Origin of the sequence: Streptomyces sp. NPDC052721, from assembly GCF_040678315.1 — a bacterium.
GTDB lineage: Bacteria > Actinomycetota > Actinomycetes > Streptomycetales > Streptomycetaceae > Streptomyces.
In genome coordinates this window covers 23,185-47,564 of sequence record NZ_JBFATL010000036.1, presented here as the reverse complement: position 1 = coordinate 47,564, position 24,380 = coordinate 23,185, and the positions used below count along the sequence as shown (strand labels likewise).

The following is a 24,380-nucleotide window of genomic DNA, read 5'->3' as shown; positions in this document are numbered from 1 at the left end:
GCTCCGTCGACGGTCTATTGCGTTACGTTATGCGTGCGGCTGCCCAGGAGACCGGTGGCCGCGGTGGAAGCAGGGAGCGGCGATGGCGGAACAGCGGCGGCCGGGCGCGAACGGTGCGGCGGCACCCGAACATGTGCTCGTGGTCTTCCCGGGGTACTACCGCTCGTGGGCGGCGTGGATCGCGCAGTGCCTGGAGCGGCACGGACACCGGGCCACCCTGCAGCGCTGGGACCCGCCGCGCGAGGTCGCGCTGGAGGACTCGCTCGGCGACCTGTTGCTGGCCAGCGGAAAGGTGCTGCTGGTCCTCAACGACTGGTTCTTCGAACTGGGCCCCCGCCCGCCGGGCGAGTGGAACGACGCGCTGCGCGGCTTCGTCGCCGCCCACGCCGACCGGTTCGCGGCCGTCAACCTCACCAACCGGCCGCTGCTGCCCGCCACCGCCGTCCTGGAACCGGCCAGCCTGTGGGCCCTCAGCGAACAGGCCGCCGAGGACCGCCTGCTGCGCCGCCTCGGCCTGGAACCGCTCGCCCGCCCCCGCACGCTCGCCGGGCGGATCCGCTACCCGGACGAGCGCTGCGAGATCTGGGGCGAGGTGCCGCGCCGCAACCCGCGCTTCACCGGCCGCGACGACCTGCTGGGCGAACTCCACCAGCGGCTCGCCGACGCCGAGCGCGGCGCCGCCGCCTGCACGCTCGTCGGCATGTCCGGCATCGGCAAGACCCAGCTGGCCGCCGAGTACGCGCACCGCTTCAGCACCGACTACGACCTGGTGTGGTGGGTCAACAGCGACGACCGCACCATCCAGCGCGACCGCCTCGGCGAACTCGCCGTCGAACTCGGCCTGCGCATCGGCAGCGAGCCCGGCGAACGCATCCGCGCGGTCCGCAACGCGCTCAGGCGTGGCGAGCCGTACGGCAACTGGCTGCTGGTCTTCGACGGCTGGGACGACATCGAGGGCGTGACCTCGCTGCTCCCGCAGGGCACCGGGCACGTGCTGATCACCTCCCGCAACCGGGGCTGGAGCGAGCACACCGACGTACTGGAGATCCCCGCGTTCCTGCGCCCCGAGTCCACCGCCTACCTGATGCGCCGCGCCCCGCACATCACCGCCCGCGAGGCCGACGAGGTGGCGGCCGAGTTCGGGGACGTGCCGCTGCCGCTGGTGCAGGCCGCGTCCTGGCTCGGCGAGTCCGGCATGGAGGCCGCCGAGTACCTGCGGATGGTGCGCGAACGGCGGCTGTCCACCGTCGACGAACCCGTCACCGGCGAGGGCTTCCCGCAGTCCTCCCTCACCTCCTGGGCCATACTGCTCAACCGGCTGCGCCGCTCCCAGCCGCAGGCCATCGAGGTGCTCGGCCTGTGCACCTCCTTCGCCCCCGGACGCATCCCGCTCGGCCTCATCCGCGCCTACCCGCGCGCCGAGCTGCCCGAGGAACTGCGCTGGATGTCCACCGACCTGCCCGCCTGGACGCGGGCCCTGGACACCCTCGTCAACTACTCGGTGCTCACCCGCGAGACCCGTGGCCCGCTGGCCGCCGAGATGGGCCCGCACCAGGAGTCGGTGCACATGCACCGGCTCGTCCACGACATCGTCTCCAAGCTGACCGGCGACGGCAGCCACGAACTGCACCGGCGGGCGGTGCGCACCCTGCTCGCCGAGGCCGATCCGGGCAACCCCGCCGACAGCCGCAACTGGCCGCGCTACGCCGAGCTGCTGCCCCACCTCGAACCGTCCGGCGCCCTGGAGAGCCGGCAGCCGCGCGTGCAGGAGCTGGTCCTGAACTGTCTGCGGTACTGCACCCGCAGCGGCGAGTACAGCGGCGGCCTGGAACTGGCGCAGCAGGTGCGCGAGCACTGGTCGCGGTTCATGGACCCGATCGACCAGCCGATGCTCGACCTGGCCACCCAGGAGGGCAACATGCTCCGCAACAGCGGCCGGTTCCGCGAGCTGTACGAGCTGCACCGGGGCGTGCTGAAACAGCTCCAGGCGGCGCCCCGGCGCAACGAGATCGGCGAACTCGTCAGCAAGAGCGCCATCGCCTCCGGCCTGCGCTCCCTGGGCCGCTACCAGGAGGCGTACGACCTCCAGCGTGAGGTCCTCGACGGCAACGAACGGCTCCTCGGCCCGGACGAGCCGCCCACCCTGGTCGCCCGGCACAACCTCGGCGTCACCCTGCGCATGCTGGGCCGGTACGCCGAGGCGCTGGACCTCGACCTGGAGACCCTGGCCCGGCGCGAGAGCGTGCTGCGCGCCCGGCACATCAACACCCTCCACTCCGGCAACGCGGTCACCCACAGCCTCCGCCTGCTCGGCCGCTACCGCGAGGCGCTGGCCCGCCAGGAACCCGTCGTACGGCTCCATGTGCAGGTGCTCGGCCCGCAGCACCCCCAGACCCTCGAAGCCCGCTCCCAGCTGGCCATGTGCCGGCGCCGGGAGGGCGGGCACGCACCGGACGTCGGCCCCCAGATGGCCAGCCTGCTGGACCAGCTGATCCAGCTGCACGGCCGCGAGCACTACCGCACGCTGGCGTTCCTCACCAACTACGGCAACTACCTGCGGGAACACGGCGATCTCAGCCAGGCCCGCGACCTCATCGACGAGGCGGAGGCCGGCTACCGGTCGCTGCTCGGCCCCGCGCATCCCGTGGCCACCGGCATGCTGTCCAGCACCGGGCTGGTGATGCAGGCGGCCGGCGAGCGAGGCGAGGCCCTGTCGATGTTCGAGTCCGCCCTCGCCGGCCTCGGCGCCACGCTCGGCCCGGACCATCCCTGGGTCCTGGGCTGCGCCCTCAACGCGGCCGGCGCGCGCAACTTCAACGGGCGCATCGAGGAAGCGGTGGAGCTGAGCCGCGACACCCTGCGCCGGTCCCGGCACACACTGGGCCACGAGCACCCGCTCACGCTGTCGTGTCAGGTCGCTCTCGCCGCGGATCTGAGGGCGGCGCACGAGCAGGAGGAGGCGGGCAAGCTGGAGGAGGACGCCCTGCTGTCCCTGACCCGCACGCTGGGCGCCCAGCACCCCCACACCCTCTCGGCCCGCCAACGGGTCCGCCCGTACTGGGACTTCGAGGCATACCTGGGCTGAAGCGCCCCAAAGGGGCGCGGGGAACCGCGCGAGTGACCACAGCCGGCCCGCAGCCGCGCACGGTCTTGCGCAACCCCCCGGCACAGGCGAAGGGCCCGGTGCCGAGCTAGAACTCGGCACCGGGCCCTCATACCTGGCGAACCGCCGGAGGCTTACGCGTCGAAGACCTCACGCACCAGCTGCTCCTGCTCCGCCTGGTGCCGCTTCGCGGAGCCGACCGCCGGGGACGAGGAGTGCGGACGCGAGATGCGCCGCAGGCGCTCGCCGTGCGGGACGTCCGCGCCGACCGCCAGGTCCAGGTGGTCGATCAGGTTGAGCGCGATGAACGGCCACGCACCCTGGTTCGCCGGCTCCTCCTGCGCCCACAGGTACTTCTCGGCGTTCGGGTACTTGTTGACCTCCGCCTGGATCTCGGCACCCGGCAGCGGGTACAGCCGCTCGATGCGGATGATCGCGGTGTCCGTCACGCCCCGCTTCTGCCGCTCGGCCTCGAGGTCGTAGTACAGCTTGCCGGCCACGAACACGACCTTGCGGACCGCGGCCGGGTCCGCCGCCGTGTCCCCGATGACGGGACGGAACTGACCCGACGTGAACTCCTCCGTCTTCGACGCGGCGGCCTTCAGGCGAAGCATCGACTTCGGGGTGAAGACCACCAGCGGCTTGTGGTGCGGGTTGTGCACCTGCCACCGCAGGAGGTGGAAGTAGTTCGACGGCAGGGTCGGCATGGCGACCGTCATGTTGTTCTGCGCGCAGAGCTGGAGGAAGCGCTCGACCCGGGCCGAGGAGTGGTCCGGGCCCTGGCCCTCGTAGCCGTGCGGCAGGAGCAGGGTGACGCCGGACGTCTGCCCCCACTTCTGCTCCGCTGCCGAGATGTACTCGTCGACCACCGTCTGGGCGCCGTTGACGAAGTCGCCGAACTGCGCCTCCCACATCACGAGCGCGTCGGGGCGGGCCAGCGAGTAGCCGTACTCGAAGCCCATGACCGCGTACTCGGACAGCAGGGAGTTGTAGACGTTGTAGCGCGCCTGGTCCTCGGCGAGGTACTGGAGCGGGGTGTACTCCTCGCCCGTCTCGCGGTCGATGAGGACCGCGTGGCGCTGGCCGAAGGTGCCGCGCTGGGAGTCCTGGCCGGACAGCCGGACCGGGGTGCCCTCCAGCAGCAGGGAGCCGACGGCGAGGGTTTCGCCCATGCCCCAGTCGATCGTGCCGTCCTCGACCATCGCCGCCCGGCGCTGCAGCTGGGGCAGCAGACGCGGGTGGACGTGGAAGGAGTCGGGGATGTTGACCTGGGACTCGGCGATGCGCTTGACGACCTCCGAGGAGATCGCGGTGTTCACGGCAACCGGGAAGTCCGCCTGCGGGTCCGGCACGGGGCCGGTGGCCTGCTGGGTCGTGACGGCCTCGCGGACCTCCGTGAAGACCTTCTCCAGCTGACCCTGGTAGTCCTGCAGGGCCTGCTCGGCCTCTTCCAGGGTGATGTCGCCGCGACCGATCAGGGACTCGGTGTAGAGCTTGCGCACCGAGCGCTTCTTGTCGATCAGGTCGTACATCAGCGGCTGGGTGAAGGCCGGGTTGTCCGACTCGTTGTGACCGCGGCGGCGGTAGCAGATGAGGTCGATCACCACGTCCTTGTTGAACGCCTGGCGGAACTCGAAGGCGAGCCGCGCCACGCGGACCACGGCCTCCGGGTCGTCGCCGTTCACGTGGAAGATCGGGGCCTCGATCATGCGGGCCACGTCCGTCGCGTACATGGAGGAACGCGAGGACTCGGGGGCCGCGGTGAAGCCGACCTGGTTGTTGATGACGATGTGGACCGTGCCGCCGGTGCGGTAACCGCGCAGCTGCGACATGTTGAGGGTCTCGGCCACCACGCCCTGGCCCGCGAAGGCCGCGTCGCCGTGCAGTGCGACGGGCAGCACGGTGAAGTCCGTTCCGCCCTTGTTGATGATGTCCTGCTTGGCGCGGGCGATGCCCTCGATGACCGGGTCGACCGTCTCCAGGTGGGACGGGTTGGCGGCCAGCGAGACCTTGATCTGCTCGCCGTCCAGGCCGGTGAAGGTGCCCTCGGCGCCCAGGTGGTACTTGACGTCGCCGGAGCCGTGCATCGACTTCGGGTCGAGGTTGCCCTCGAACTCACGGAAGATCTGCGCGTAGGACTTGCCGACGATGTTGGCGAGGACGTTGAGGCGGCCGCGGTGGGCCATGCCGATGACGACCTCGTCCAGGCGGGACTCGGCGGCGGAGTCGATCACCGCGTCGAGCAGCGGGATGACGGACTCGCCGCCCTCCAGCGAGAAGCGCTTCTGGCCGACGTACTTCGTCTGCAGGAAGGTCTCGAACGCCTCCGCGGCGTTCAGCCGGCGCAGGATGCGCAGCTGCTCCTCGCGCTCCATCTTGGAGTGCGGGCGCTCGACGCGGTCCTGGATCCACTTGCGCTGCTTGGGGTCCTGGATGTGCATGAACTCGATGCCGGTGGTGCGGCAGTACGAGTCGCGGAGCACGCCGAGGATGTCGCGCAGCTTCATCATCGACTTGCCGGCGAAGCCGCCGACCGCGAAGTCGCGCTCCAGGTCCCACAGGGTGAGGCCGTGCTCGGTGATGTCCAGGTCGGGGTGCTTGCGCTGCTTGTACTCCAGCGGGTCGGTGTCGGCCATGACGTGGCCGCGGACCCGGTAGGAGTGGATCAGCTCGAAGACGCGGGCGGCCTTCGTGACGTCGTCGTCGTGCGAGGCGTCGATGTCCTTGAGCCAGCGGACCGGCTCGTAGGGGATGCGCAGCGCCTGGAAGATGTCGTCGTAGAAGCCGTTCTCGCCGAGCAGCAGGTTGGCGACCTGGCGGAGGAACTCGCCGGAGGCGGCGCCCTGGATGACCCGGTGGTCGTAGGTCGACGTGAGCGTCATGACCTTGGAGACGCCGAGCTTGTTCAGGGTGTCCTGGCTGGTGCCCTGGAACTCCGCCGGGTAGTCCATGGCGCCGACGCCCATGATCACGGACTGGCCGGGCATGAGGCGCGGCACGGAGTGGACGGTGCCGAGGCCGCCGGGGTTGGTCAGGGAGACCGTGACGCCGGTGAAGTCGTCCATCGTCAGCTTGCCGTCGCGGGCGCGGCGGACGATGTCCTCGTAGGCCTGCCAGAACTCGAAGAAGTTCAGCGTCTCGGCCTTCTTGATGGCGGCCACGACGAGCTGGCGGTCGCCGTTCGGCTTGACCAGGTCGATGGCCAGGCCGAGGTTGACGTGCGGCGGCTTGATCAGGGTCGGCTTGCCGTCCTTGACGCCGTACGACCAGTTCATCGACGGCATGGCCTTGATGGCCTGCACCATCGCGTACCCGATGATGTGCGTGAAGGAGATCTTCCCGCCGCGGGCGCGCTTGAGGTGGTTGTTGATGACGATCCGGTTGTCGAACAGAAGCTTCACCGGGACGGCGCGGACCGAGGTGGCGGTCGGCATCTCCAGCGAGGCGTCCATGTTCTTCGCCACGGCGGCGGACGGGCCGCGCAGCGTGATCAGCTCGGGGCCCTCGGGGGCCTCCTTCGCCGGTTCGGCCTTGGCCTTCGGCTGAGCGGGCGCCTGTGCGGGTTGCGCCGGCTTGGCCGGGGCGGCCTTCGCCGCGGGGGCCGGGGCCTGAGCGGGGGCCGGGGCGGGCTTCGGAGCCGCGGGGGCGGCCGGGGCGGCGGCCTGGGGGGCCGGGGCCGCGGGCCGGGCCTGCGGGGCCGTGGTGGGGGTCTCTGCGGCCCCCGTGGCCGCAGTACCCGCCGGAGCCGGGGTGGCAGGAGCACCCGGCTTGTAATCGGCGAAGAAGTCCCACCAGGCACGGTCTACCGAATTCGGGTCCTGGAGGTACTGCTGATAGATCTCGTCGACGAGCCACTCGTTCGGACCGAACGCTGCAGCGGGGTTCTTCCCGGCTTGGTCGTCGGTGGAGATGCTCGAGTTACTGGGGGACTGTGGCGACACGGCGGCAACCGCCCTCTTCCGCTTCACAAGGTGATGGACAGCGGGAATAAAGGCTACGCCTCCCTGGCCGGGAAGGTCAGGTCGGGCAAGGTCATCGTCGCGTAAGTCACATCAAGAATCTTGTTTCAGGGCTTGAAATGGCGGGAAACAAGCGTGGTTCCGCATGTCGGAGGGTGTGCGGGCCCGGGCCCTGCGCGTCTTCGTTCGACGGGTGGCGCGGGCCTGCCCTGATCACACGTGTCCAGCTGCGCGGACCGGCGGCGACCGACGTGGATCTTGTGGTTCCGCTCGGACTTTACGTCAACTTGGTGCGGAAGTCAGTCCCGGAAGAGTGACGATGATCCGGCAGCCCCGCTCGGATTCGGCCACACCGATCCGGCCGCCGTGCAGATCCACCGCCCACCGGGCGATCGCCAGGCCCAGCCCCGTACCGCCGTCGCTGCCCGGACCGTGCGGCCGGGTCACCGCACCGCGGTTGAACCGCTCGAACACCCGGTGCCACTCCGACCGGGGGATGCCGGGGCCCTCGTCCAGGACCTCCAGCTCCAGCGACTCCGGCTGCGGCCCGCGCCGCGCCCGCACGGTCACCCGGCCGTGCGGCGGGCTGTGCTTGACCGCGTTGTCGATCAGGTTCGCGACGACCTGGTGGATGCGCTCGGGGTCCGCGTGCGCGGTCAGCTCCGGCGGCGAGACGTCGAGGTGCAGATGGACGTCCGTGCGCGTGTGGCTGCCGGAGCCGGAGGCGATGCCCGCGCGCGCGGAGGCGACCATGTTGGCCTCCTTCAGCACGCCGGACAGGTACGGCCATACCTCGAACCGCCGCAGTTTCAGCGGTACGACGCCGTTGTCGAGCCGGGACAGGTCCAGCAGCGTCTCCACCAGGCGGCCGAGCCGCTCGGTCTGCTTCAGGGCCGTCCGCATGGTCTCCGGGTCGGCCTCGGTGACCCCGTCGACGATGTTCTCCAGCACGGCGCGCAGCCCGGCGATCGGGGTGCGCAGCTCGTGCGAGACGTTCGCGACCAGCTCCTTGCGCTGGTTGTCCTGGGCCTCCAGCTCGTCGGCCATGACGTTGATCGTCTGGGCCAGGTCGCCCAGCTCGTCCCGGCGGTTCTCGCGCACCCGGCGGGTGTAGTCGCCCTCGGAGATGGAGCGGGCCACCGCGTTCATCTCGTCCAGCGGCATGGTGAGCGAGTGCGCCACGAACTGCGTGATCAGCAGGGTGGCGATCATCGAGAAGACCGTGATGAAGCGCAGCTCCGTCTTGGTGTGCACCGCCACGATCGACAGACCCGTGGTGATCAGCACCGAGATGACGACCAGCGCACCCAGCTTGGTCTTGATCGAGAACGGGCGCACACCGCCCCAGGGGTCCTCGCCGAGGGTCCCGGGGCTCCTCCGTGCGGCCTGGCGCCCGCCGTCGCTCATGGGGTCGGTGTCTCCAGCGCGTAGCCCACGCCGTGCACCGTACGGATCCGCTCGGCGCCGATCTTCCGCCGCAGCGCCTTGATGTGGCTGTCGACCGTGCGGGTGCCGGAGGCGTCCGCCCAGTCCCACACCTCGGCCAGCAGCTGCTCCCGGGAGAGGACCGCGCGCGGGGTGTTCGCCAGGCACACCAGCAGGTCGAACTCGGTGGGCGTCAGGTGGACGTCCTCGGACTTCACCCGCACCCGGCGCTGCGCGTGGTCGATCTCCAGCTCGCCGAGCCGCAGGATGCCGGAGCGCGGGGTGGTGGCGGCCAGCGCGGCCCGCTCCACCCGGCGCAGCAGCACGTGCACGCGTGCGGCCAGCTCCCGCATCGAGAACGGCTTGGTCATGTAGTCGTCGGCGCCCACGCCGAGCCCGACCAGCATGTCCGTCTCGTCGTCCCGCGCGGTGAGCATCAGGACCGGCACCGGTCGCTGCGCCTGCACCCGCCGGCACACTTCGAGCCCGTCGAAGCCCGGCAGCATGATGTCGAGGATCAGCAGATCGGGCTGCCAGGCCTCGGCCGTGTCGACCGCGGCCGGACCGTCGGCCGCCGTTTGCACGAGAAATCCCTCGGCGCGGAGCCGGGCCGCGATGGCGTCGACGATCGTGGGGTCGTCCTCGACGACCAGCACCCGGCGCTGTGCGCCCGGGGTGGTCGTCGCCGCGCCGCTCTGGGAGGTGTGTGTCTGCTCCATCGCCCGCCCCTGTTGTTGCTTTCCGGAATCAGTGGGGTGATCCCATGTCTGCGTTTGACGCTTGAATGATCCGCGTCAGGGCAGCACATTACGGTGACCGACCGCGCTGTCGCTATCCAGGTCGGACGGCGAGGTGGACGGCGTCCGGAACGCCCCGGGCAACCGGCACCTCTTCGGTACGCACCTGCTGGAACCCGGCATTCCGCAAGCTTCCTTCAAATTCCGGAGAGGGCTCGGCCGACCACACCGCGAGCACCCCGCCAGGCCTCAACACCCGTACGCAGGCGGCGAGTCCGGCCGGTGAGTACAGGCTGTCGTTGTCCTCGGTGACGGTCCATCCGGGCCCGTTGTCGATGTCGAGACACAGCGCGTCGAACGTGTCCGATGTCTCATTGACGTACCGCACGAGATCCGCTTCCACGATCGCGGTGCGCGGATCGGCGAGCGCGTCGGCGGACAGCTGTGCCAGCGGACCGCCCCGGTGCCAGTCGATGACGGCGGGTTCCCGCTCCACCACGGTGATCCGCCCCCACCGCGGGTCGGCGGCGGCATGCGCGAGCGAGAACCCCACGCCCAGCCCGCCGATCAGCACCTCGGGCGCGGGCCGCCCGTCCAGCGCGGCGCGGGCCGCGTCGACCAGCAGCCGCTCCGAGCGCCCGTCCGAGGTGTCCATCAGGAAGCAGCCGTTGGCGATGATCTGCAGCAGCGCTCCGTGTCTGCGCAGCACCACCTCGCCGTACGGGCCGTCGCGTCGGTCCAGGACCACGGGAGTGTCGTACACGGCAGTCATGACCCCATCCTGCTTGAACGGAGCCTGGCGTTCACGGGAATTGCGCATGACGCCCACGGACGGGGTGGTCCGCACCGGGGCCGGACGCGGCCGGCGGGTGAGAGGTTGCTGTGAATCCGCTCCCGGGTGGCGTCGGTCATAGACAGCGGCACGCCGAGCACGAAGGGTGGGGCGCGACGGAAGGAGCGCCTCACCGTGGAACGGAGCACGACGGGTCCCGCGCCGGACGCCTGCCCGCCCGCGCCGGGCACGCCCCTTCCGGACGGCACGGCCGCCGTCCCGGCGCCGGTCCTCGCGGGCCTGCTGGACGGCATGCCCCGCCAGCGCGCCGCCACCCCCGAGGCGGCCCCCGCCGCCGCGCACCCCACCGCACCCCCGCGCCGGTCCCCGCTCCTCCCGTGGCGCCTGCTGCCGACCCCCGTCGGCACCCCGTTCACCTTCGCCTACGTGGCCGTCCTGGCCGTCACCTCCCTGTTCGCGGCCCACGCCGACCCCGGCCTGGTGCACACGCTCCACCAGGACTCCAGCACCGACGTGGCCCACCTGGTGCGCACGCCCGTGCTCGTGCTGCTGGCGAGCGCGCTGTGGGTCGCGGGCGGCATCCTCTCGCCGTACACGGTCGCGTTCCTGCTGGTGCTCACGGCACTGGAGCGGCGGATAGGCGGGGCGCGGGCCGCCTGTGTCTTCCTGGCCGGGCATGTCCTGGCCACCCTCGCGACCGAGGTACCGGTGGGCCTCGCCGTCCTGCTCGGCCACCTGCCCGACACCTCACTGCACCGCCTCGACTACGGCATCAGCTTCGGCGTGGCCACGAGTACCGGTGCCCTGACGGGCCTCCTCCGCCCCTGGCTGCGCTGGCCGTTGCTGACCCTGGCGGCCGGCGGGCTGCTGAGCGACCTGCTGACGTACGCGGACCCGCTGACGAACTGGGGACACGTCATCGCCCTGACGATCGGTGTGGCCGCCTGGCCCCTGGTCCGGCGCCGGCACCTGCCGGTCTGAGCGTTCCCGCAGCTCATCCCCCGTAGGCGCGCGTGATCGCTCAGAGCGAACGGAAGCCCGGGAACAATGGACCCCGTCAGAACATTGAGTCGGCATAGCTCAAGTTGACTGCCGAAGGGGAGATCATGGCTGCTGAGTCACCGGCGTTCACGCTGACCCTGCCCGTGCTGCCGCTCGACGACGAGGTCGTGCTGCCCGGCATGGTGGTCCCGCTGGACCTGAGCGACGCCGAGGTGCGGGCCGCGGTGGAGGCCGCTCAGGCCGCCGCCCGCTCCGAACCCGGAAAGCCCAAGGTGCTGCTGGTGCCGCGCATCGACGGCACGTACGCCAAGACCGGCGTCCTCGGCACGGTGGAACAGGTGGGCCGGCTCGCCGACGGTGACCCGGGAGCCCTGATCCGCGGCCGCAGCCGCGTCCGCATCGGCGCCGGCACCACCGGCCCGGGCGCCGCGCTCTGGGTCGAGGGCGCCCGCGTCGAGGAGACCGTTCCCGAGCCGCTGCCGGGCCAGGTCGCGGAACTGGTCAAGGAGTACAAGGCGCTCGCCACCACCTGGCTGAAGAAGCGCGGTGCCTGGCAGGTCGTGGACCGCGTCCAGGCCATCGACGACGTGTCGGCGCTGGCCGACAACTCCGGCTACTCGCCGTTCCTGACGACCGAGCAGAAGGTCGAACTGCTGGAGACCGCCGACCCGGTGGCCCGGCTCAAGCTCGCCACGCAGCAGCTGCGCGACCACCTCGCGGAGCAGGACGTGGCCGAGACCATCGCCAAGGACGTCCAGGAGGGCGTCGACAAGCAGCAGCGCGAGTTCCTGCTGCGCCGTCAGCTGGAGGCCGTCCGCAAGGAGTTGCGCGAGCTCAACGGCGAGAAGGAGGGCGAGGAGTCCGACGACTACCGCGCCCGCGTCGAGGCCGCCGACCTGCCGGAGAAGGTCCGCGAGGCCGCCCTCAAGGAGGTCGACAAGCTGGAGCGCGCCTCCGACCAGTCGCCCGAGGGCTCCTGGATCCGCACCTGGCTGGACACCGTCCTGGAGATGCCGTGGAACGAGCGGACCGAGGACGCGTACGACATCCAGGGCGCGAAGGCCGTGCTGGACGCCGAGCACGCGGGCCTGGACGACGTGAAGGAACGCATCACCGAGTACCTGGCCGTGCGCAAGCGGCGCAGCGACCGGGGCCTGGGCGTCATCGGCGGGCGGCGCGGCGGTGCCGTGCTCGCGCTCGTCGGCCCGCCCGGTGTCGGCAAGACCTCGCTCGGCGAGTCCGTGGCGCACGCCATGGGCCGCACGTTCGTCCGCGTCGCCCTCGGCGGCGTCCGGGACGAGGCCGAGATCCGCGGTCACCGCCGTACGTACGTCGGCGCGCTGCCCGGCCGGATCGTGCGCGCCATCAAGGAGGCCGGGTCGATGAACCCGGTGGTCCTGCTGGACGAGATCGACAAGGTGGGCTCCGACTTCCGGGGCGACCCGGCCGCCGCCCTCCTCGAAGTGCTCGACCCGGCGCAGAACCACACCTTCCGGGACCACTACCTGGAGGTGGAGCTGGACCTGTCCGACGTGGTCTTCCTCGCCACCGCCAACGTCCTGGAGGCCATCCCGGAGGCGCTCGCCGACCGTATGGAGATCGTCCGCCTGGACGGTTACACCGAGGACGAGAAGGTCGTCATCGCCCGGGACCACCTGCTCCCGCGCCAGCTGGAGCGGGCCGGCCTGGACAAGGACGAGGTCACGCTGGACGAGAGCGCGCTGCGCAAGCTCGCCGGCGAGTACACGCGCGAGGCGGGCGTGCGGACCCTGGAGCGGTCCATCGCACGGCTGCTGCGGAAGATCGCGGCCCAGCACGAACTGGGCCGGCGGGAACTGCCGTTCACCGTCACCGACGGCGATCTGCGCGCCCTGATCGGCCGGCCGCACCACGTGCCCGAGTCCGCCCAGGACCCGGCCGAGCGCCGGACGGCCGTTCCCGGTGTGGCGACCGGCCTCGCGGTCACCGGCGCCGGCGGCGACGTGCTCTTCGTGGAGGCGTCCCTGGCCGACCCGGAGACGGGTGGGGCGGGGCTCACCCTGACCGGCCAGCTGGGCGACGTGATGAAGGAGTCGGCGCAGATCGCGCTGAGCTTCCTGCGCAGCCACGGCGCCGAGCTGGAGCTGCCGGTGGCCGACCTGAAGGACCGGGGCGTGCACATCCACTTCCCGGCGGGCGCGGTGCCGAAGGACGGCCCGAGCGCGGGCATCACGATGACCACGGCCCTCGCCTCGCTGCTCTCCGGCCGCCTGATCCGCACGGACGTCGCCATGACCGGCGAGGTCTCGCTGACCGGCCGGGTGCTGCCCATCGGCGGTGTGAAGCAGAAGCTGCTCGCCGCCCAGCGCGCGGGGGTGACCACCGTCATCATCCCCAAGCGCAACGAGCCCGACCTGGACGACGTCCCGGCCGAGGTGCTGGACAAGCTCGACGTCCACACCGTGACCGACGTCCGGCAGGTCCTGGAACTGGCGCTCGCGCCCGCCACGAGCGACGCGGCGCCGGAGGTTCCGGTAGCGGCGTGACGGACGCTGCCGGATGAGGCGAGGCCCGGGTTCCGTGAGGGAGGCCCGGGCCTTCGCCCTGCGCCCGTATCGGCGCCGTCCTGCTCCCCGCGGGCTCCGCGGTCGCGGCCACCGTCCCGCACAGCGCGACGGCCTCGGCGAGCCATGACGACAAGGGGCACGGGGACAGACACCACAAGGACAAGGCAGCCGAGGACAGGCGCGACAGGAAGGGCCATCGGCACCGGCACGACGACCACCGGAAGAAACACCACGGGTACTGGCACCGGCACCACGGCCTCACCCAGCCCGGACCCTCCGACCGACCCCGAGCCTCCGACCGACCCCGGCACCCCGTCCCACCCGGAGTCCCCCGCCGGCTCCGAACCGCCCACCCACCCCGATCCCGGTCCCGACCCGGACTCCGGACCGATCGTCAAGTGACTCGCGACCGCTGCCGAACCCCGCCCCGCCGCACCCGCGCCGGGGCGGGGGCATGTGCGCGTCCGGTGTCAGAGCGCGGTCAGCGACTGCTCCGCCCACACCGTCTTGCCGATCCGGTCGTGCCGGGTGCCCCAGCGCTCGGCGAGCTGGGCGACCAGCAGCAGGCCCCGGCCGCCCTCGTCGAAGATCCGGGCCCGGCGCATGTGCGGGGTGGTGCCGCTGGAGTCGTAGACCTCGCTGATCAGAGTCTTGCCCTGCTGGATCAGCCGGAGCCGGATGGGCGGGCGGCCGTATCGGATGGCGTTGGTGACCAGCTCGCTGACCATCAGCTCGGTGGTGAACGCGGCCTCGTCCAGGCCCCACGCGGACAGCTGGTCGGTGGCGTACCGGCGGGCCAGGGAGACGACGGCGGGCTCGTCGGAAAGCTCCCAGGAGGCGACCAGGTCCTCGTGCAGGGCCCGGGTGCGGGCCAGCAGCAGGGCGATGTCGTCGTCGGGGCGGTGGCTGAGCAGGTCGGTGAGGATCCGGTCGCACACCGACTCCAGCGATTTCGCGGGACGGCCGAGCGCGATGAACATCTTGTCCAGCGCCTCGTCGATGTCGTGGTCGCGGGCCTCCAGCAGCCCGTCGGTGTAGAGCGCGAGCAGACTGCCCTCGGGCAGTTCCGTCTCGATCGCCTCGAAGGGCAGCCCGCCGAGCCCGAGCGGCGGCCCGGCGGGCACGTCGAGGAAGCGGACGGTGCCGTCCGGCGTCACCACGGCGGGCGGCGGATGCCCGGCCCGGGCCACGGAGCAGCGGCGCGAGACCGGGTCGTAGACGGCGTACAGACAGGTGGTGCCGATGCCGCCGGCGGTGTCGGCGCCCGGGTCCGCGCTGCCCTCGTCCGCGGCCAGCCGCAGCACCAGGTCGTCCAGGTGGGTGAGCAGCTCGTCGGCGGGCAGATCGACGTCGGCCAGGGTGCGCACCGCCGTGCGCAGCCGGCCCATGGTGGCGGAGGCCCGGATGCCGTGGCCCACCACGTCACCCACGACGAGCGCCACCCGTGCCCCGGACAGCGGGATCACGTCGAACCAGTCGCCGCCCACGCCGGCCCGGGTCGCGGCCGGCAGATAGCGGGTGGCGATCTCCAGGGCCGCCTGGTCGGGCACCGTGTGCGGGAGCAGGCTGCGCTGCAGCGCCACGGTGGTGGTGCGGGGCCGGGAGTACCCGCGGGCCTGCTCCATGCCGGCGGCCGCCTTGGCGGTGAACTCCTCGGCGAGCCGCAGGTCCTCCGGTCCGAAGGGCCCCCGCTCGCCGTGCCGGCCGAACAGGGCCACGCCGAGCGTGTTGCCCTGGGCGAGCAGCGGCACCGCCAGCAGGAAGCGCGTCCCGGACGTGCGCAGCCAGGAGGCGCCAGGGTCCAGCGCCGCCCACTCGGCCACGGCCGGGTCCGCCATGTCGTACAGCAGGGGGCGGGCCGCCGTCAGACACCGGGCGGGCGGCGAGTCCGCCGGGCAGACGATCGCCTCACCGACACCGACGCCGACACCGACACCGACACCGACACCGACACCGGCACCGGTCCCGACGCCACTGCCGTGGCCGGGCCCGCCGCCCTCCGGGACCGGGCGCAGGGCGGCGCGGCGCAGGACCACCTGCTCCGGCAACCGGCCGGCGGCCTCGGCGCTGGTCCACGGCGAGTCCAGCAGGTCGGCCGCCATGAGGTCGGCCAGCCGGGGGACGGTGACCTCGCCGAGTTCCTGGGCGGCGCGGGCCTGCTCAGCCGCCGTGCCGACCGGTGCGCCGGCCTCGCCCGAGGGGCGCTGCCCACCGGCGCTTTCCCGGGCCGGCTGCGGCACGGACAGGCAGACGGCCCGTACCCGGCCGTCGGCGTCCTTCAGCGGGGTGACGACGATGGCCCGGCCGAGGTCCGGGCCGAGCCGGCCGCGCGCCTCCTGCGGCCGGCCGCACTCCAGCGCCCGCCGCATCGACCGGTCGGCCTCCTCGCTCGCGGCCCCCGGCGCGATGTGGGTGAGGTACAGCCCGCGCATCGCCGCCTCGGGCAGGGCGAGGGCGTGTTCCATCCGGCGGTTGGCGCGCACCAGGCGCAGGTCCGCGTCGAAGATGGCCAGCGGAAAGGGGGACTGGAGGAACGTCCACTCCTCCAGCGGTTCGCCGCGCGGCGGCTGCGTCCGGGCCGTCACCGCGCTCACCACCAGCCAGTCGTTGGCGCCGGTGTGCGAGGTCCGGCGGTGGGCGAGCACGCCCAGTTCCAGGAGCCGGCCGTCCTGGTGGCGCAGCGGGACGGTGCCGTTCCAGCGGGTCCGGCCGGCCAGCGCCCGCCGGACCGCCGCGCCGTCGGCGGCGAGCAGCGCGGTGGCGGGCCGGCCGAGCACCGCCGGGGAGTCGTAGCCGAGCAGCCGCCGCGCGCCCTCGCTCCAGCCGGTGAGGATGCCGTGCTCATCGATGGTGGCCGTGGCCGTGTACGTCGACTGTCGCTCCATCGCCGCTCATCTCGCCCTTGCTCGGCAGGCTCTCCTGACCAGCATGATCCCGGGCGGCGCGGAGCACCAACGCAACGCGGCGCACACGGTGGCCCCTGCCGTCGGACAGGAGCCACCGTGTGCGCCGTCAGCTGCCGGCTCCGCCGGCCGTCAGCCGAGGGCCAGGGCTTGCACCCGGTCGAGGGCGCCGTTGAACTTGTCGTGGTCGCCGACCGTCGGGCCGGAGGAGGTGTACTGCCACATCGTGTAGTACGACCACCCGGCCGGCAGCGTCCCCGGGTCGGAGGCGTAGCGGGCGATCCACAGCGGGTTGTTCACGGCGAAGCCGCCGTAGTTGCCGGTGCACTGGGTCCACCAGCTGGTGGCGGTGTAGATCACCGGGTAGCGGCTGGTGCGCGCCTTGTAGGTGTTGATGAAGTCGGCGATCCAGCTGACCATCTGGCTCGCGGTCTTGCCGTAGCAGGCGGCGCCGTACGGGTTCCACTCGATGTCGAGGGCGCCGGGCAGCGTCTTGCCGTCCCGGGACCAGCCGCCGCCGTGGTCCACGAAGTAGTTGGCCTGGGTGGCGCCGCTCGTGGTGTCCGGGGTGGCGAAGTGGTACGAGCCGCGGATCATGCCCACGTTGTAGGAGCCGTTGTACTGCTGGGCGAAGTACGGGTTCGTGTAGTACGTGCCTTCCGTGGCCTTGGTGTACGCCCAGCGGACCCCGCTGTTCCACAGGGTCGACCAGGCGACGTTGCCCTGGTACCCGGAGACGTCGACGCCCTCGGTCTGGGTGACGTCACCGGTGCTGGGCGTGCCGTCCTGGCCGTCGTGGGCGAGGACGCCCATGCCCATGTAGGCGGAGCCGCGGCTGGGCGTGCTCGCGGCCTGGGCGGAGGTGAGCGGAAGCGTGAGGGAGAGCGCCGCGAGAAGGGCCGTGAGGAGGACGGCGAGGGGGCGCGGGCGGAAGGCGCGGGGGGAACGGGGGGAGCGGGTGGAGCCGGGTCTGAGCACGGGCATGACGTGCCTCCGGGAGTGAAGTGGGGGCAGTGACGTGGGGGACTGCGACACCGACCGTCGGCCCACTGGCGTGGGCATGCCATTAATGACGTGGTAAAGAAGCTACGCACGTAGATGACGGGGTGGGAAGAGGGTCCGGACGACGCCGTTGGTCTACGCCTGCGAAATACTGACAGAGCTGCGGCAATGACGACTTTTGACAGAAACTTTCAGGACCGCGAAACCGAGCAGGGGTGCTGACGTGCACGAGGACGGAAGCGACGGCGCGCACGGCGCCGTCGGCCAGATGACGCCCAGTGGCGCAGACCAGGAATTCCTCGCGCTGGAGCGCGAGTTGACCGTGCTGCTCCGGCGCGCCCGGGCCAACCAGGGGGAGATGGCCCGGGAGGTCCACCCCGACCTGGAGTCCTCCGCGTACGGCCTGCTCATCCGGCTGGACGAACTGGGCGGCCAGCGGGCCACGGAACTCGCCGCCTACATCGGGGTCGGCAAGGCCACCATGTCCCGCCAGCTGCGCGCCCTGGAGAACCTGGGGTTGATCGCCCGCGAGCCCGACCCGGCCGACGGCCGCGCGTGGCTCGTCACCCTCACCGACGAGGGCCGCCGCCGCGTCGGCACGGTCCGCGAAGCCCGCCGCGCCCGCTACGTCCGCCAGCTCGCCCACTGGGACCGCCGCGAGGTCGCCGAACTGGCCCGGCTGCTGCACGAGCTGAACGGCGTCATGGCGAAATAGCGCAGCACCGGCGCCGCGACCCGGCACGCCGAAACAGCCCAGTGCCGGCGTCCTGCCGCGCAGGCCGGTCCCGGCGTCCTGCCGCGTAGCTCGGTCCGGGTATCCCGGCGTCCCGTCGCGTAGCTCGGTCGGGGTGTCCTGGCGTCCCGGCGCGTAGTTCGGTCGGGGTGTCCCGGCGTCCCGGCGACACGGTTCGGTCCCGGTGTCCCGGCGCCCAGGCCGATCCCTGTCCCGGGGAAACGGCTCGGCCCCGGTGTCCCGGCCCGTCCCGGCGCGTAGCCCGGTCCCTGTTCCGGGGAGACGGCTCGGCCCCGGCGTCCGGGCCCGTCCCGGCGCGTAGCCCGGTCCCGGTCCCGGGGAAACGGCTCGGCCCCGGTGTCCCGGCGAAACGGCTCCGCTCCGGCGTCCGGGCCCGTTCTGTCGCGTAGCCCGGTCCCGGTGTCCCGGCGAAACGGCTCCGCTCCGGCGTCCGGGCCCGTCCCGGCGCGCAGGCCGGCTCCGGCGTCCCGGCGGGCTGGGCCCCGGCTTCCCGGCCCGTCCCGGCGAAACGGCTCCGCCCCGGCGTCCCGGCCCGTCCCGCCGTACAGCCCCGCCCCGGCGCGTAGCCCGGCCCCGGCCGCGGCCCCCGGTGTCGGGCCGCCCCTGTCCGCCCGTCACAGCTCCGCGTACACCACCGTGGCGTCGTCGTGGGTCTTGCCGTGCCCCAGGAACGCCCGCTCCTCCCGGTCCGCCGTCTCCAGCTCCCGTACCCGGTCCACCAGCGACCGGGCGCCCTCCTTGGCGACCAGGTCGAACAGGGCCGTCCAGTCCCCCTCGCGGAACGTCTCCGTCCAGCGGGTCGCGCCGTCCGTCAGTGCCGCCAGCGCCCGGACCTCCCGCCGGGGCAGGCTGCCGGTGACCGCCCGGGCGGCCACGGCGGGGTCGGCGGCGGCGGTGAAGAAGCCGCCCTCCTTGTTGCGCAGGTTCGCGTCGACCAGGGCGTCCGTGGCGAGCGCGGAGCGGGGGAGCCGGGCGAGCCGGTCGTCCAGCACCGGGGTGACCGTGCCGTCGGGCCCCCGCACCAGCAGCACGGAATCGGACAGCACCAGGTACTCGACCGCGGCGGCGGACCAGCGGGCCAGGACGACGGTTGCCTGGGGGGTTCGCGGGTGAGAAAGCTCACAGGTGTCCGCATGGGCGTCGGCGGTGCGCCGGATCGCCCGCGCGAGAATCTCCGAGAGCGTCAGATCTCGGAAGGAAACGGTCAGTTCGGTCAGCGCACCGCCCAGCCGCGCGGTGAACCAGGGGACGGAATGCAGACAGCCCGTCCCGCCGCTGGGCGGAGTCACTCCGTCCAGGACGATCACGCAACCTCCCTGTCCCGAGGCGGGTAGTCCGACACCGGCGAAGTCCTCGTTGGGGCGGGACGCGTCCCCGGGTTCCGAAACGAGATCAGTGCGCATCCAGCCAGTCTGCACGAGCCCTTCACACGGTGCGCCAAAGGCTGGCACCAACCGGTGAATTCTCACGACCCCGCAGGTCAGGCGCCTGTTTTGGGTGAGAATGATCCACTCCGGGAAGGCGTGGCGGCGAATACTGCCAAAGCCTGCCGCGTGCGTCCAACCGGCCCGCCGCGCAAGAGCGTCGCACGCGCCAGGGGAACTTGCCCCCCAACTCCCCTCCGATGTTCACTCCTTCGAGTGGCGGGTCAGGTGATGCGCGACCACTGCCCACCGGCGCTGGGAGGGTCGGGAACCGTACGAACCGGGTGTACGCACCACTTGGCACCGAGCTGACGGGGCGCCACCCGGGCCCCTGGGTAGACGAGTTCAGGAATGCGAGCACCGGTGCAGAAGAAGCGGCCTCGGCGCACAGGCAGGCAGACGGCCCCCGAGGGGACCGTCCCCCAGACCCCCGTGGGCTCCGGTCGCCCCACCCATGTGCGCACCCGGCTGATCGTCGCCGTCGCCGTGGTGGCCGCCGCCGTCGCGGGAGCCGGAGCGCCCGCACTGCTCACCGCCTCCCAGGACGTCAGCGACTCCCAGGACCTGGTGACGCTGGCCGCCCGGACCCAGGACGCGCTCACCCTCGCCCACTCCCTCGCCGACGAACGCGACGAGGTCACCTCCTACGTCGCGGCCGGCCGTCCCAAGGCCAAGGCGCCCTCCGAGGACCGCAGCGCCCGCGTGGACCGGCAGGTCGAGGAGCTGCGCGCCGACACCGACACCCCGGCGAGCCTGCGCACCGCCCTCGACGGCATCGACGCGCTCCGCCGGAGCGCCCTCACCGGCAAGACCAGCGCTCTCCAGACCCACCAGGCGTACTCGGCGACGATCACCGCGCTGCACCGGCTCGCCGAGCAGCTGGCCGAGCAGACGCCCCCGCGGGCCGGCTCCGGCGCCCACGCCCTCGCCGAACTGGACTCCGCCGTCCAGCAGTCCGCCGCCGCCCGCGGCCTGCTGCTGGCCGCGCTGAACATCCCGTCCAGCACCCAGACGGTGATCGACCCCGCCACCGGCCTGCCCACCACCACGGCCACCAGCAGCGACGCCGACCGCAAACAGCGCGACGCGCTCACCGCCGCCGCCCAGCAGGCACGGCTGCGCGCCGACGCGGCCCTCGCCGACTTCCGCGAGACCGCGCCGAAGGCGGCCGTGGACTCCTACGACTCCACGGTCACCGGCCCCGAGGTCAACTCGGCCGACAAGTACCTGGCCTCGCTCACCGACCAGCCGACCCTCGCCGACAGCGAGCTGGCCACCGGCACCAAGAAGCTGGACGCGGCTCTGTCCGCCCGTGTCGACCTCATGCGCGGCGCCGAGTCCGCGCTCTACGACCACCGCACCAAGGACCTCGCGCAGCTCCGGGACGACGACGTCACCGCCCTGGAGATCCGCGTCGCCGTCCTCGGCGCGCTGATGCTGGTCGCGGTCGGCATCGCCACGGCCATGGCCCGCACCCTGACCCGCCCGCTGTCGGTCCTGCGCCGCGGCTCGGCCCGCCTCGCCGGGGCCGAGGACCCGACGGCCCAGGAGCCGATCGCCTTCACGGGCCGCAACGACGAGTTCGCGCAGGTGGTCCGCTCGGTCAACGCCCTGCACGCGCACGCCGTGGCGCTGCACGAGCGGGTCACCACCCTGGAGACCGACCGCAAGCACCTGGTGGGCCAGCGCCAGAAGATGGCCGACGCCCGGGAGGAACTGCGCGCCGAACTGGCCGAGTCCACCGCCCAGCTGGAGCGGCTGCGCACCAGCATCGGCTCCACCTTCGTCAGCCTGGCCCTGCGCACCCTGGGCCTGGTCGAGCGCCAGCTCGCGGTCATCGAGGGCCTGGAGGACCGGGAACAGGACCCCGAACGCCTCGCCACCCTGTTCAAGCTGGACCACTTCGCCACGGTCATGCGCCGGCACAGCGAGAACCTCCTGGTCCTCGCCGGCACCGAGCACGTCCAGCAGCATCCGGGCCCGGTGCCGCTGGTCGACGTGGTCCGGGCGGCGGTCAGCGAGATCGAACGCTACGAGCGCGTCCGCATCGCGGCCCTCCCGCCGCACGCGCACGTCGCGGGCTTCGCCGCCGACGACCTCTCCCACCTGCTGGCCGAACTGATGGAGAACGCCACCTCGTTCTCCCCGCCGGACCTGCCCGTCGAGGTCTCCGGCTGGCTCCTGGAGTCGGGCGAGGTCATGCTGTCGGTCCAGGACGAGGGCATCGGCATGACCGCCGACCGCCTGGACACCCTCAACGCCCGCCTCGGCGACTTCGACCCCGAGTCGCTCTACGACCAGGAGGGCGAGGAGGGCCTCGGCCTCGGTCTGTACGTCGTCGCGCGCCTCGCCCACCGGCACGGGGTCCGCGTCCAGCTGCGCGAGCAGAAGCAGGGCGGCATCGCGGCGGTGGTGGTCCTCCCGGCGTCCCTGCTCGTCGAGGCCCCGCCCACGGCGCTCCCGCCCCAGAGCGCCACGCCCGGCGCCACGGGCACCTTCACCCTCCCCGGTGCCGACGCCGAGGCCAACTCCAACCTGCTCCCCACCCGCGCCAAGCACCAGGACCCGCTGGTCACCCTGGCGGAACAGGCGGTACGGGACGCCTCCGCCGAGGCACCGCAGGAGTCACCGCGCAAGGCACCGCCGGAGGCCCACGAGCAGGCCGCCCAGCCCGCCCAGGACACGGAGACCCGTCCGAAGGCCCCGGCGGAGACGTACGCCGAGACGACGATGGAGCTGCTGCTCCCGGACGTTCCGGCGGAACCCGCGAACTCGGTGACCGGCCGCTTCGGCGACCCGCGGGCCGCCGACGACGAGAAGACCCCACAGGCGCCACCCGCACCCGACGACGAGAACCGCACGGGTGGTGCCGGTGGGACCACGGGCCCCGCAGAGGAAGCCGAGGAGGAGGAGCGGCTCACCAGCAAGGGGCTCCCCAAGCGCACACCGAAGATCACCGCCCCCACCACCCCGCCCCGCCAGCGCAGCACCAGCGTCGACGCCGACGCCCTGCGCCGCAGGCTCGGCGGCTTCCGCACCGGCGCCCAGGCCGGCTACCGCGACGTAGAGGCGGAGATCGCCGAGCAGACGGCCAACAACCGGCGGCCGACCAGCCACGCACACGCCGAAGAAGCCACGGGGGGCACAGCCGAGGAGGCAAGCAGTTGACCGCGCCCACTACCTACGGACTGAGCAGTGAAGCCCGCAACCTGCACTGGCTGCTGACCAACCTGGTCGAGGAAGTACCCGGCATCCAGTCCGTCGCCGTGGTCTCATCCGACGGGCTGCTCCTGCTGTCGTCCGACCCGGGTCGCACGGAGGAGGCCCGCCAGTCCCGCGACACCAAGCGGACCGGCCCCCGGGGCTCCTCCGCCGACCTCGCCACCATCGTCTCCGGCATCGGCAGCCTCACCGTCGGCGCCGCCAAGCTGCTGGAGTTCGGCGGGGTCAAGCACACGATGGTCGCGATGGAGGAGGGCAGCCTGTTCGTGATGTCGATCAGCGACGGATCGCTGCTCGGCGTGCACGGCTCCGCCGAGTGCGACATGAGCGTCGTGGCGTACCACATGGCGCTCTTCGTCGGCCGCGCCGGGCACGTCCTGACGCCCGAGCTGCGCAGCGAACTACGCAAGAACCTGGAAGCCGAGTCGACGGGGAGCGGCCGATGACCGGCACCCCGAAGAAACCAGGGAAGACACAGCTCCCGGTCCGCGGCGGCGACCGCAAACCCGCCCGCGTGCGCCCCTACTCGCTCACCGGCGGCCGTACCCGTTTCGGCCACGTCCTCCTCGTGGAGACGTTCGTGGCGGCGCTGGAGGCCCCGGAGGAGCGCAAGGAACTGACGAACGGCTCGCTCACCACCCGGGTCATGCCGGAGATGCGGGCCATCGTCGAACTGTGCCGCCGTATGCGCACGGTGGCCGAGATCGCCGCGCTGCTGAAGATGCCGCTCGGCGTGGTCCGCGTGCTCCTGAGCGATCTCGCGGACCAGGGAAAGATCCGTGTGTACGGCACCGGAACCGGTCACGGCACCGGCCGCCCGGACCGCGCTCTGCTGGAAAGGGTGCTGAGTGGACTCCGCCGTCTCTGACGCCACCGCCTCCTTCGGGGGCGCCCCCCTCGTCGCCGGGTTCACCGCGCCGGACGAGGACCTGAAGTCCTGGCAGACGGACCGGACGCGCGCTCCCATCGCGACGAAGATCGTGGTGGCGGGCGGCTTCGGCGTCGGCAAGACCACGCTCGTCACCTCCGTCTCGGAGATCACGCCCTTGCAGACCGAGGCGCTGATGACCGAGGCCAGCGAGGGCACCGACGACCTGTCCGCCACGCCGGGCAAGCTCACCACCACCGTGGCCATGGACTTCGGCCGCATCACGCTCGACGACGACCTGGTGCTCTACCTGTTCGGCACGCCGGGCCAGCAGCGGTTCTGGTTCATGTGGGACGACCTGGTGCGTGGTGCGATCGGTGCCGTCGTCATGGCCGACACCCGCCGGCTGAAGGACTGCTTCCCGGCCCTGGACTACTTCGAGAGCTGCGGACTGCCGTACGTCGTCGCGGTCAACCACTTCGACGGCAGCGAGCGGTTCGAACCGGAGGACGTGCGGGAGGCGCTGACGATACCGGCGCACATCCCTGTCATGATCATGGACGCGCGGCGGCGGATCTCGGTGATCGAGACCCTCCTGGCCCTGGTGGCCCACGCGCTGGACGAAACCCCGGAGTAGTCCTC

At 72.2% G+C, this 24,380-nt stretch carries 15 protein-coding genes; 8 read left to right on the top strand and 7 right to left on the bottom strand.

Going from position 1 to position 24,380, the window contains the following annotated elements; translation table 11 throughout:
* The first annotated feature begins 82 nt into the window (after positions 1–82).
* Positions 83–3,085 (top strand): FxSxx-COOH system tetratricopeptide repeat protein, encoded by a 3,003-nt coding sequence (fxsT, locus tag AB0L21_RS28875; protein ID WP_365700422.1) that lies wholly within the window; start codon positions 83–85, stop codon positions 3,083–3,085.
* Between the two features lie 152 nt (positions 3,086–3,237).
* Here fxsT and AB0L21_RS28870 read toward each other — a convergent pair whose 3' ends face one another.
* The 4 genes from AB0L21_RS28870 to AB0L21_RS28855 form a co-directional block, all read right to left on the bottom strand.
* Positions 3,238–7,044, bottom strand: coding sequence for a multifunctional oxoglutarate decarboxylase/oxoglutarate dehydrogenase thiamine pyrophosphate-binding subunit/dihydrolipoyllysine-residue succinyltransferase subunit (locus tag AB0L21_RS28870; protein ID WP_365787361.1), 3,807 nt, complete (start codon positions 7,042–7,044; stop codon positions 3,238–3,240).
* A 300-nt stretch (positions 7,045–7,344) separates the two neighbouring features.
* Positions 7,345–8,469, bottom strand: coding sequence for an ATP-binding protein (locus AB0L21_RS28865; protein WP_365700426.1), 1,125 nt, complete (start codon positions 8,467–8,469; stop codon positions 7,345–7,347).
* Positions 8,466–9,206, bottom strand: coding sequence for a response regulator transcription factor (locus AB0L21_RS28860; RefSeq protein WP_014674952.1), 741 nt, complete (start codon positions 9,204–9,206; stop codon positions 8,466–8,468). The genes AB0L21_RS28865 and AB0L21_RS28860 overlap by 4 nt, the downstream gene beginning before the upstream one ends.
* 112 nt (positions 9,207–9,318) lie before the next feature.
* Positions 9,319–9,996, bottom strand: a complete 678-nt coding sequence (locus AB0L21_RS28855; RefSeq protein WP_365700428.1) for a spermidine synthase — start codon at positions 9,994–9,996, stop codon at positions 9,319–9,321.
* 195 nt (positions 9,997–10,191) lie between these two features.
* Here AB0L21_RS28855 and AB0L21_RS28850 point away from each other — a divergent pair, with 195 nt between their 5' ends.
* On the top strand, positions 10,192–10,998 hold the full coding sequence (locus tag AB0L21_RS28850) for a rhomboid-like protein (protein WP_365787359.1): 807 nt from the start codon (positions 10,192–10,194) through the stop codon (positions 10,996–10,998).
* 125 nt (positions 10,999–11,123) lie between these two features.
* Positions 11,124–13,544 (top strand): endopeptidase La, encoded by a 2,421-nt coding sequence (gene lon / locus AB0L21_RS28845; protein WP_365787357.1) that lies wholly within the window; start codon positions 11,124–11,126, stop codon positions 13,542–13,544.
* A gap of 491 nt (positions 13,545–14,035) precedes the next feature.
* Here lon and AB0L21_RS28840 read toward each other — a convergent pair whose 3' ends face one another.
* The gene (locus AB0L21_RS28840; RefSeq protein WP_365787355.1) at positions 14,036–16,450 is read right to left on the bottom strand and encodes a SpoIIE family protein phosphatase; all 2,415 of its coding nucleotides are present in this window, start codon (positions 16,448–16,450) and stop codon (positions 14,036–14,038) included.
* 150 nt (positions 16,451–16,600) lie between these two features.
* The gene (locus AB0L21_RS28835; RefSeq protein WP_365700436.1) at positions 16,601–17,452 is read right to left on the bottom strand and encodes a lysozyme; all 852 of its coding nucleotides are present in this window, start codon (positions 17,450–17,452) and stop codon (positions 16,601–16,603) included.
* 241 nt (positions 17,453–17,693) lie between these two features.
* On the opposite strand from AB0L21_RS28835, the gene AB0L21_RS28830 reads away from it, so the two are divergent.
* Entirely contained in the window at positions 17,694–18,185 is a 492-nt protein-coding gene (locus AB0L21_RS28830; RefSeq protein WP_365700438.1) for a MarR family transcriptional regulator, read from the top strand.
* Between the two features lie 653 nt (positions 18,186–18,838).
* Here the strand turns inward: AB0L21_RS28830 and AB0L21_RS28825 are convergent.
* Positions 18,839–19,627 (bottom strand): protein phosphatase 2C domain-containing protein, encoded by a 789-nt coding sequence (locus AB0L21_RS28825; protein ID WP_365700440.1) that lies wholly within the window; start codon positions 19,625–19,627, stop codon positions 18,839–18,841.
* 384 nt (positions 19,628–20,011) lie between these two features.
* Here AB0L21_RS28825 and AB0L21_RS28820 point away from each other — a divergent pair, with 384 nt between their 5' ends.
* From AB0L21_RS28820 to AB0L21_RS28805, 4 genes are read left to right on the top strand one after another with little or no spacing between them, the layout of a single operon-like run.
* Positions 20,012–22,816, top strand: a complete 2,805-nt coding sequence (locus tag AB0L21_RS28820) for a nitrate- and nitrite sensing domain-containing protein (RefSeq protein ID WP_365787353.1) — start codon at positions 20,012–20,014, stop codon at positions 22,814–22,816.
* Positions 22,813–23,316, top strand: a complete 504-nt coding sequence (locus tag AB0L21_RS28815; RefSeq protein ID WP_365700444.1) for a roadblock/LC7 domain-containing protein — start codon at positions 22,813–22,815, stop codon at positions 23,314–23,316. The genes AB0L21_RS28820 and AB0L21_RS28815 overlap by 4 nt, the downstream gene beginning before the upstream one ends.
* Positions 23,313–23,738: a DUF742 domain-containing protein gene (locus AB0L21_RS28810; RefSeq protein WP_030657823.1), complete on the top strand. Its 426-nt coding sequence runs from the start codon at positions 23,313–23,315 to the stop codon at positions 23,736–23,738. The genes AB0L21_RS28815 and AB0L21_RS28810 overlap by 4 nt, the downstream gene beginning before the upstream one ends.
* Positions 23,719–24,375, top strand: a complete 657-nt coding sequence (locus AB0L21_RS28805; protein ID WP_365700446.1) for an ATP/GTP-binding protein — start codon at positions 23,719–23,721, stop codon at positions 24,373–24,375. The genes AB0L21_RS28810 and AB0L21_RS28805 overlap by 20 nt, the downstream gene beginning before the upstream one ends.
* The last annotated feature ends 5 nt before the right edge of the window (positions 24,376–24,380 follow it).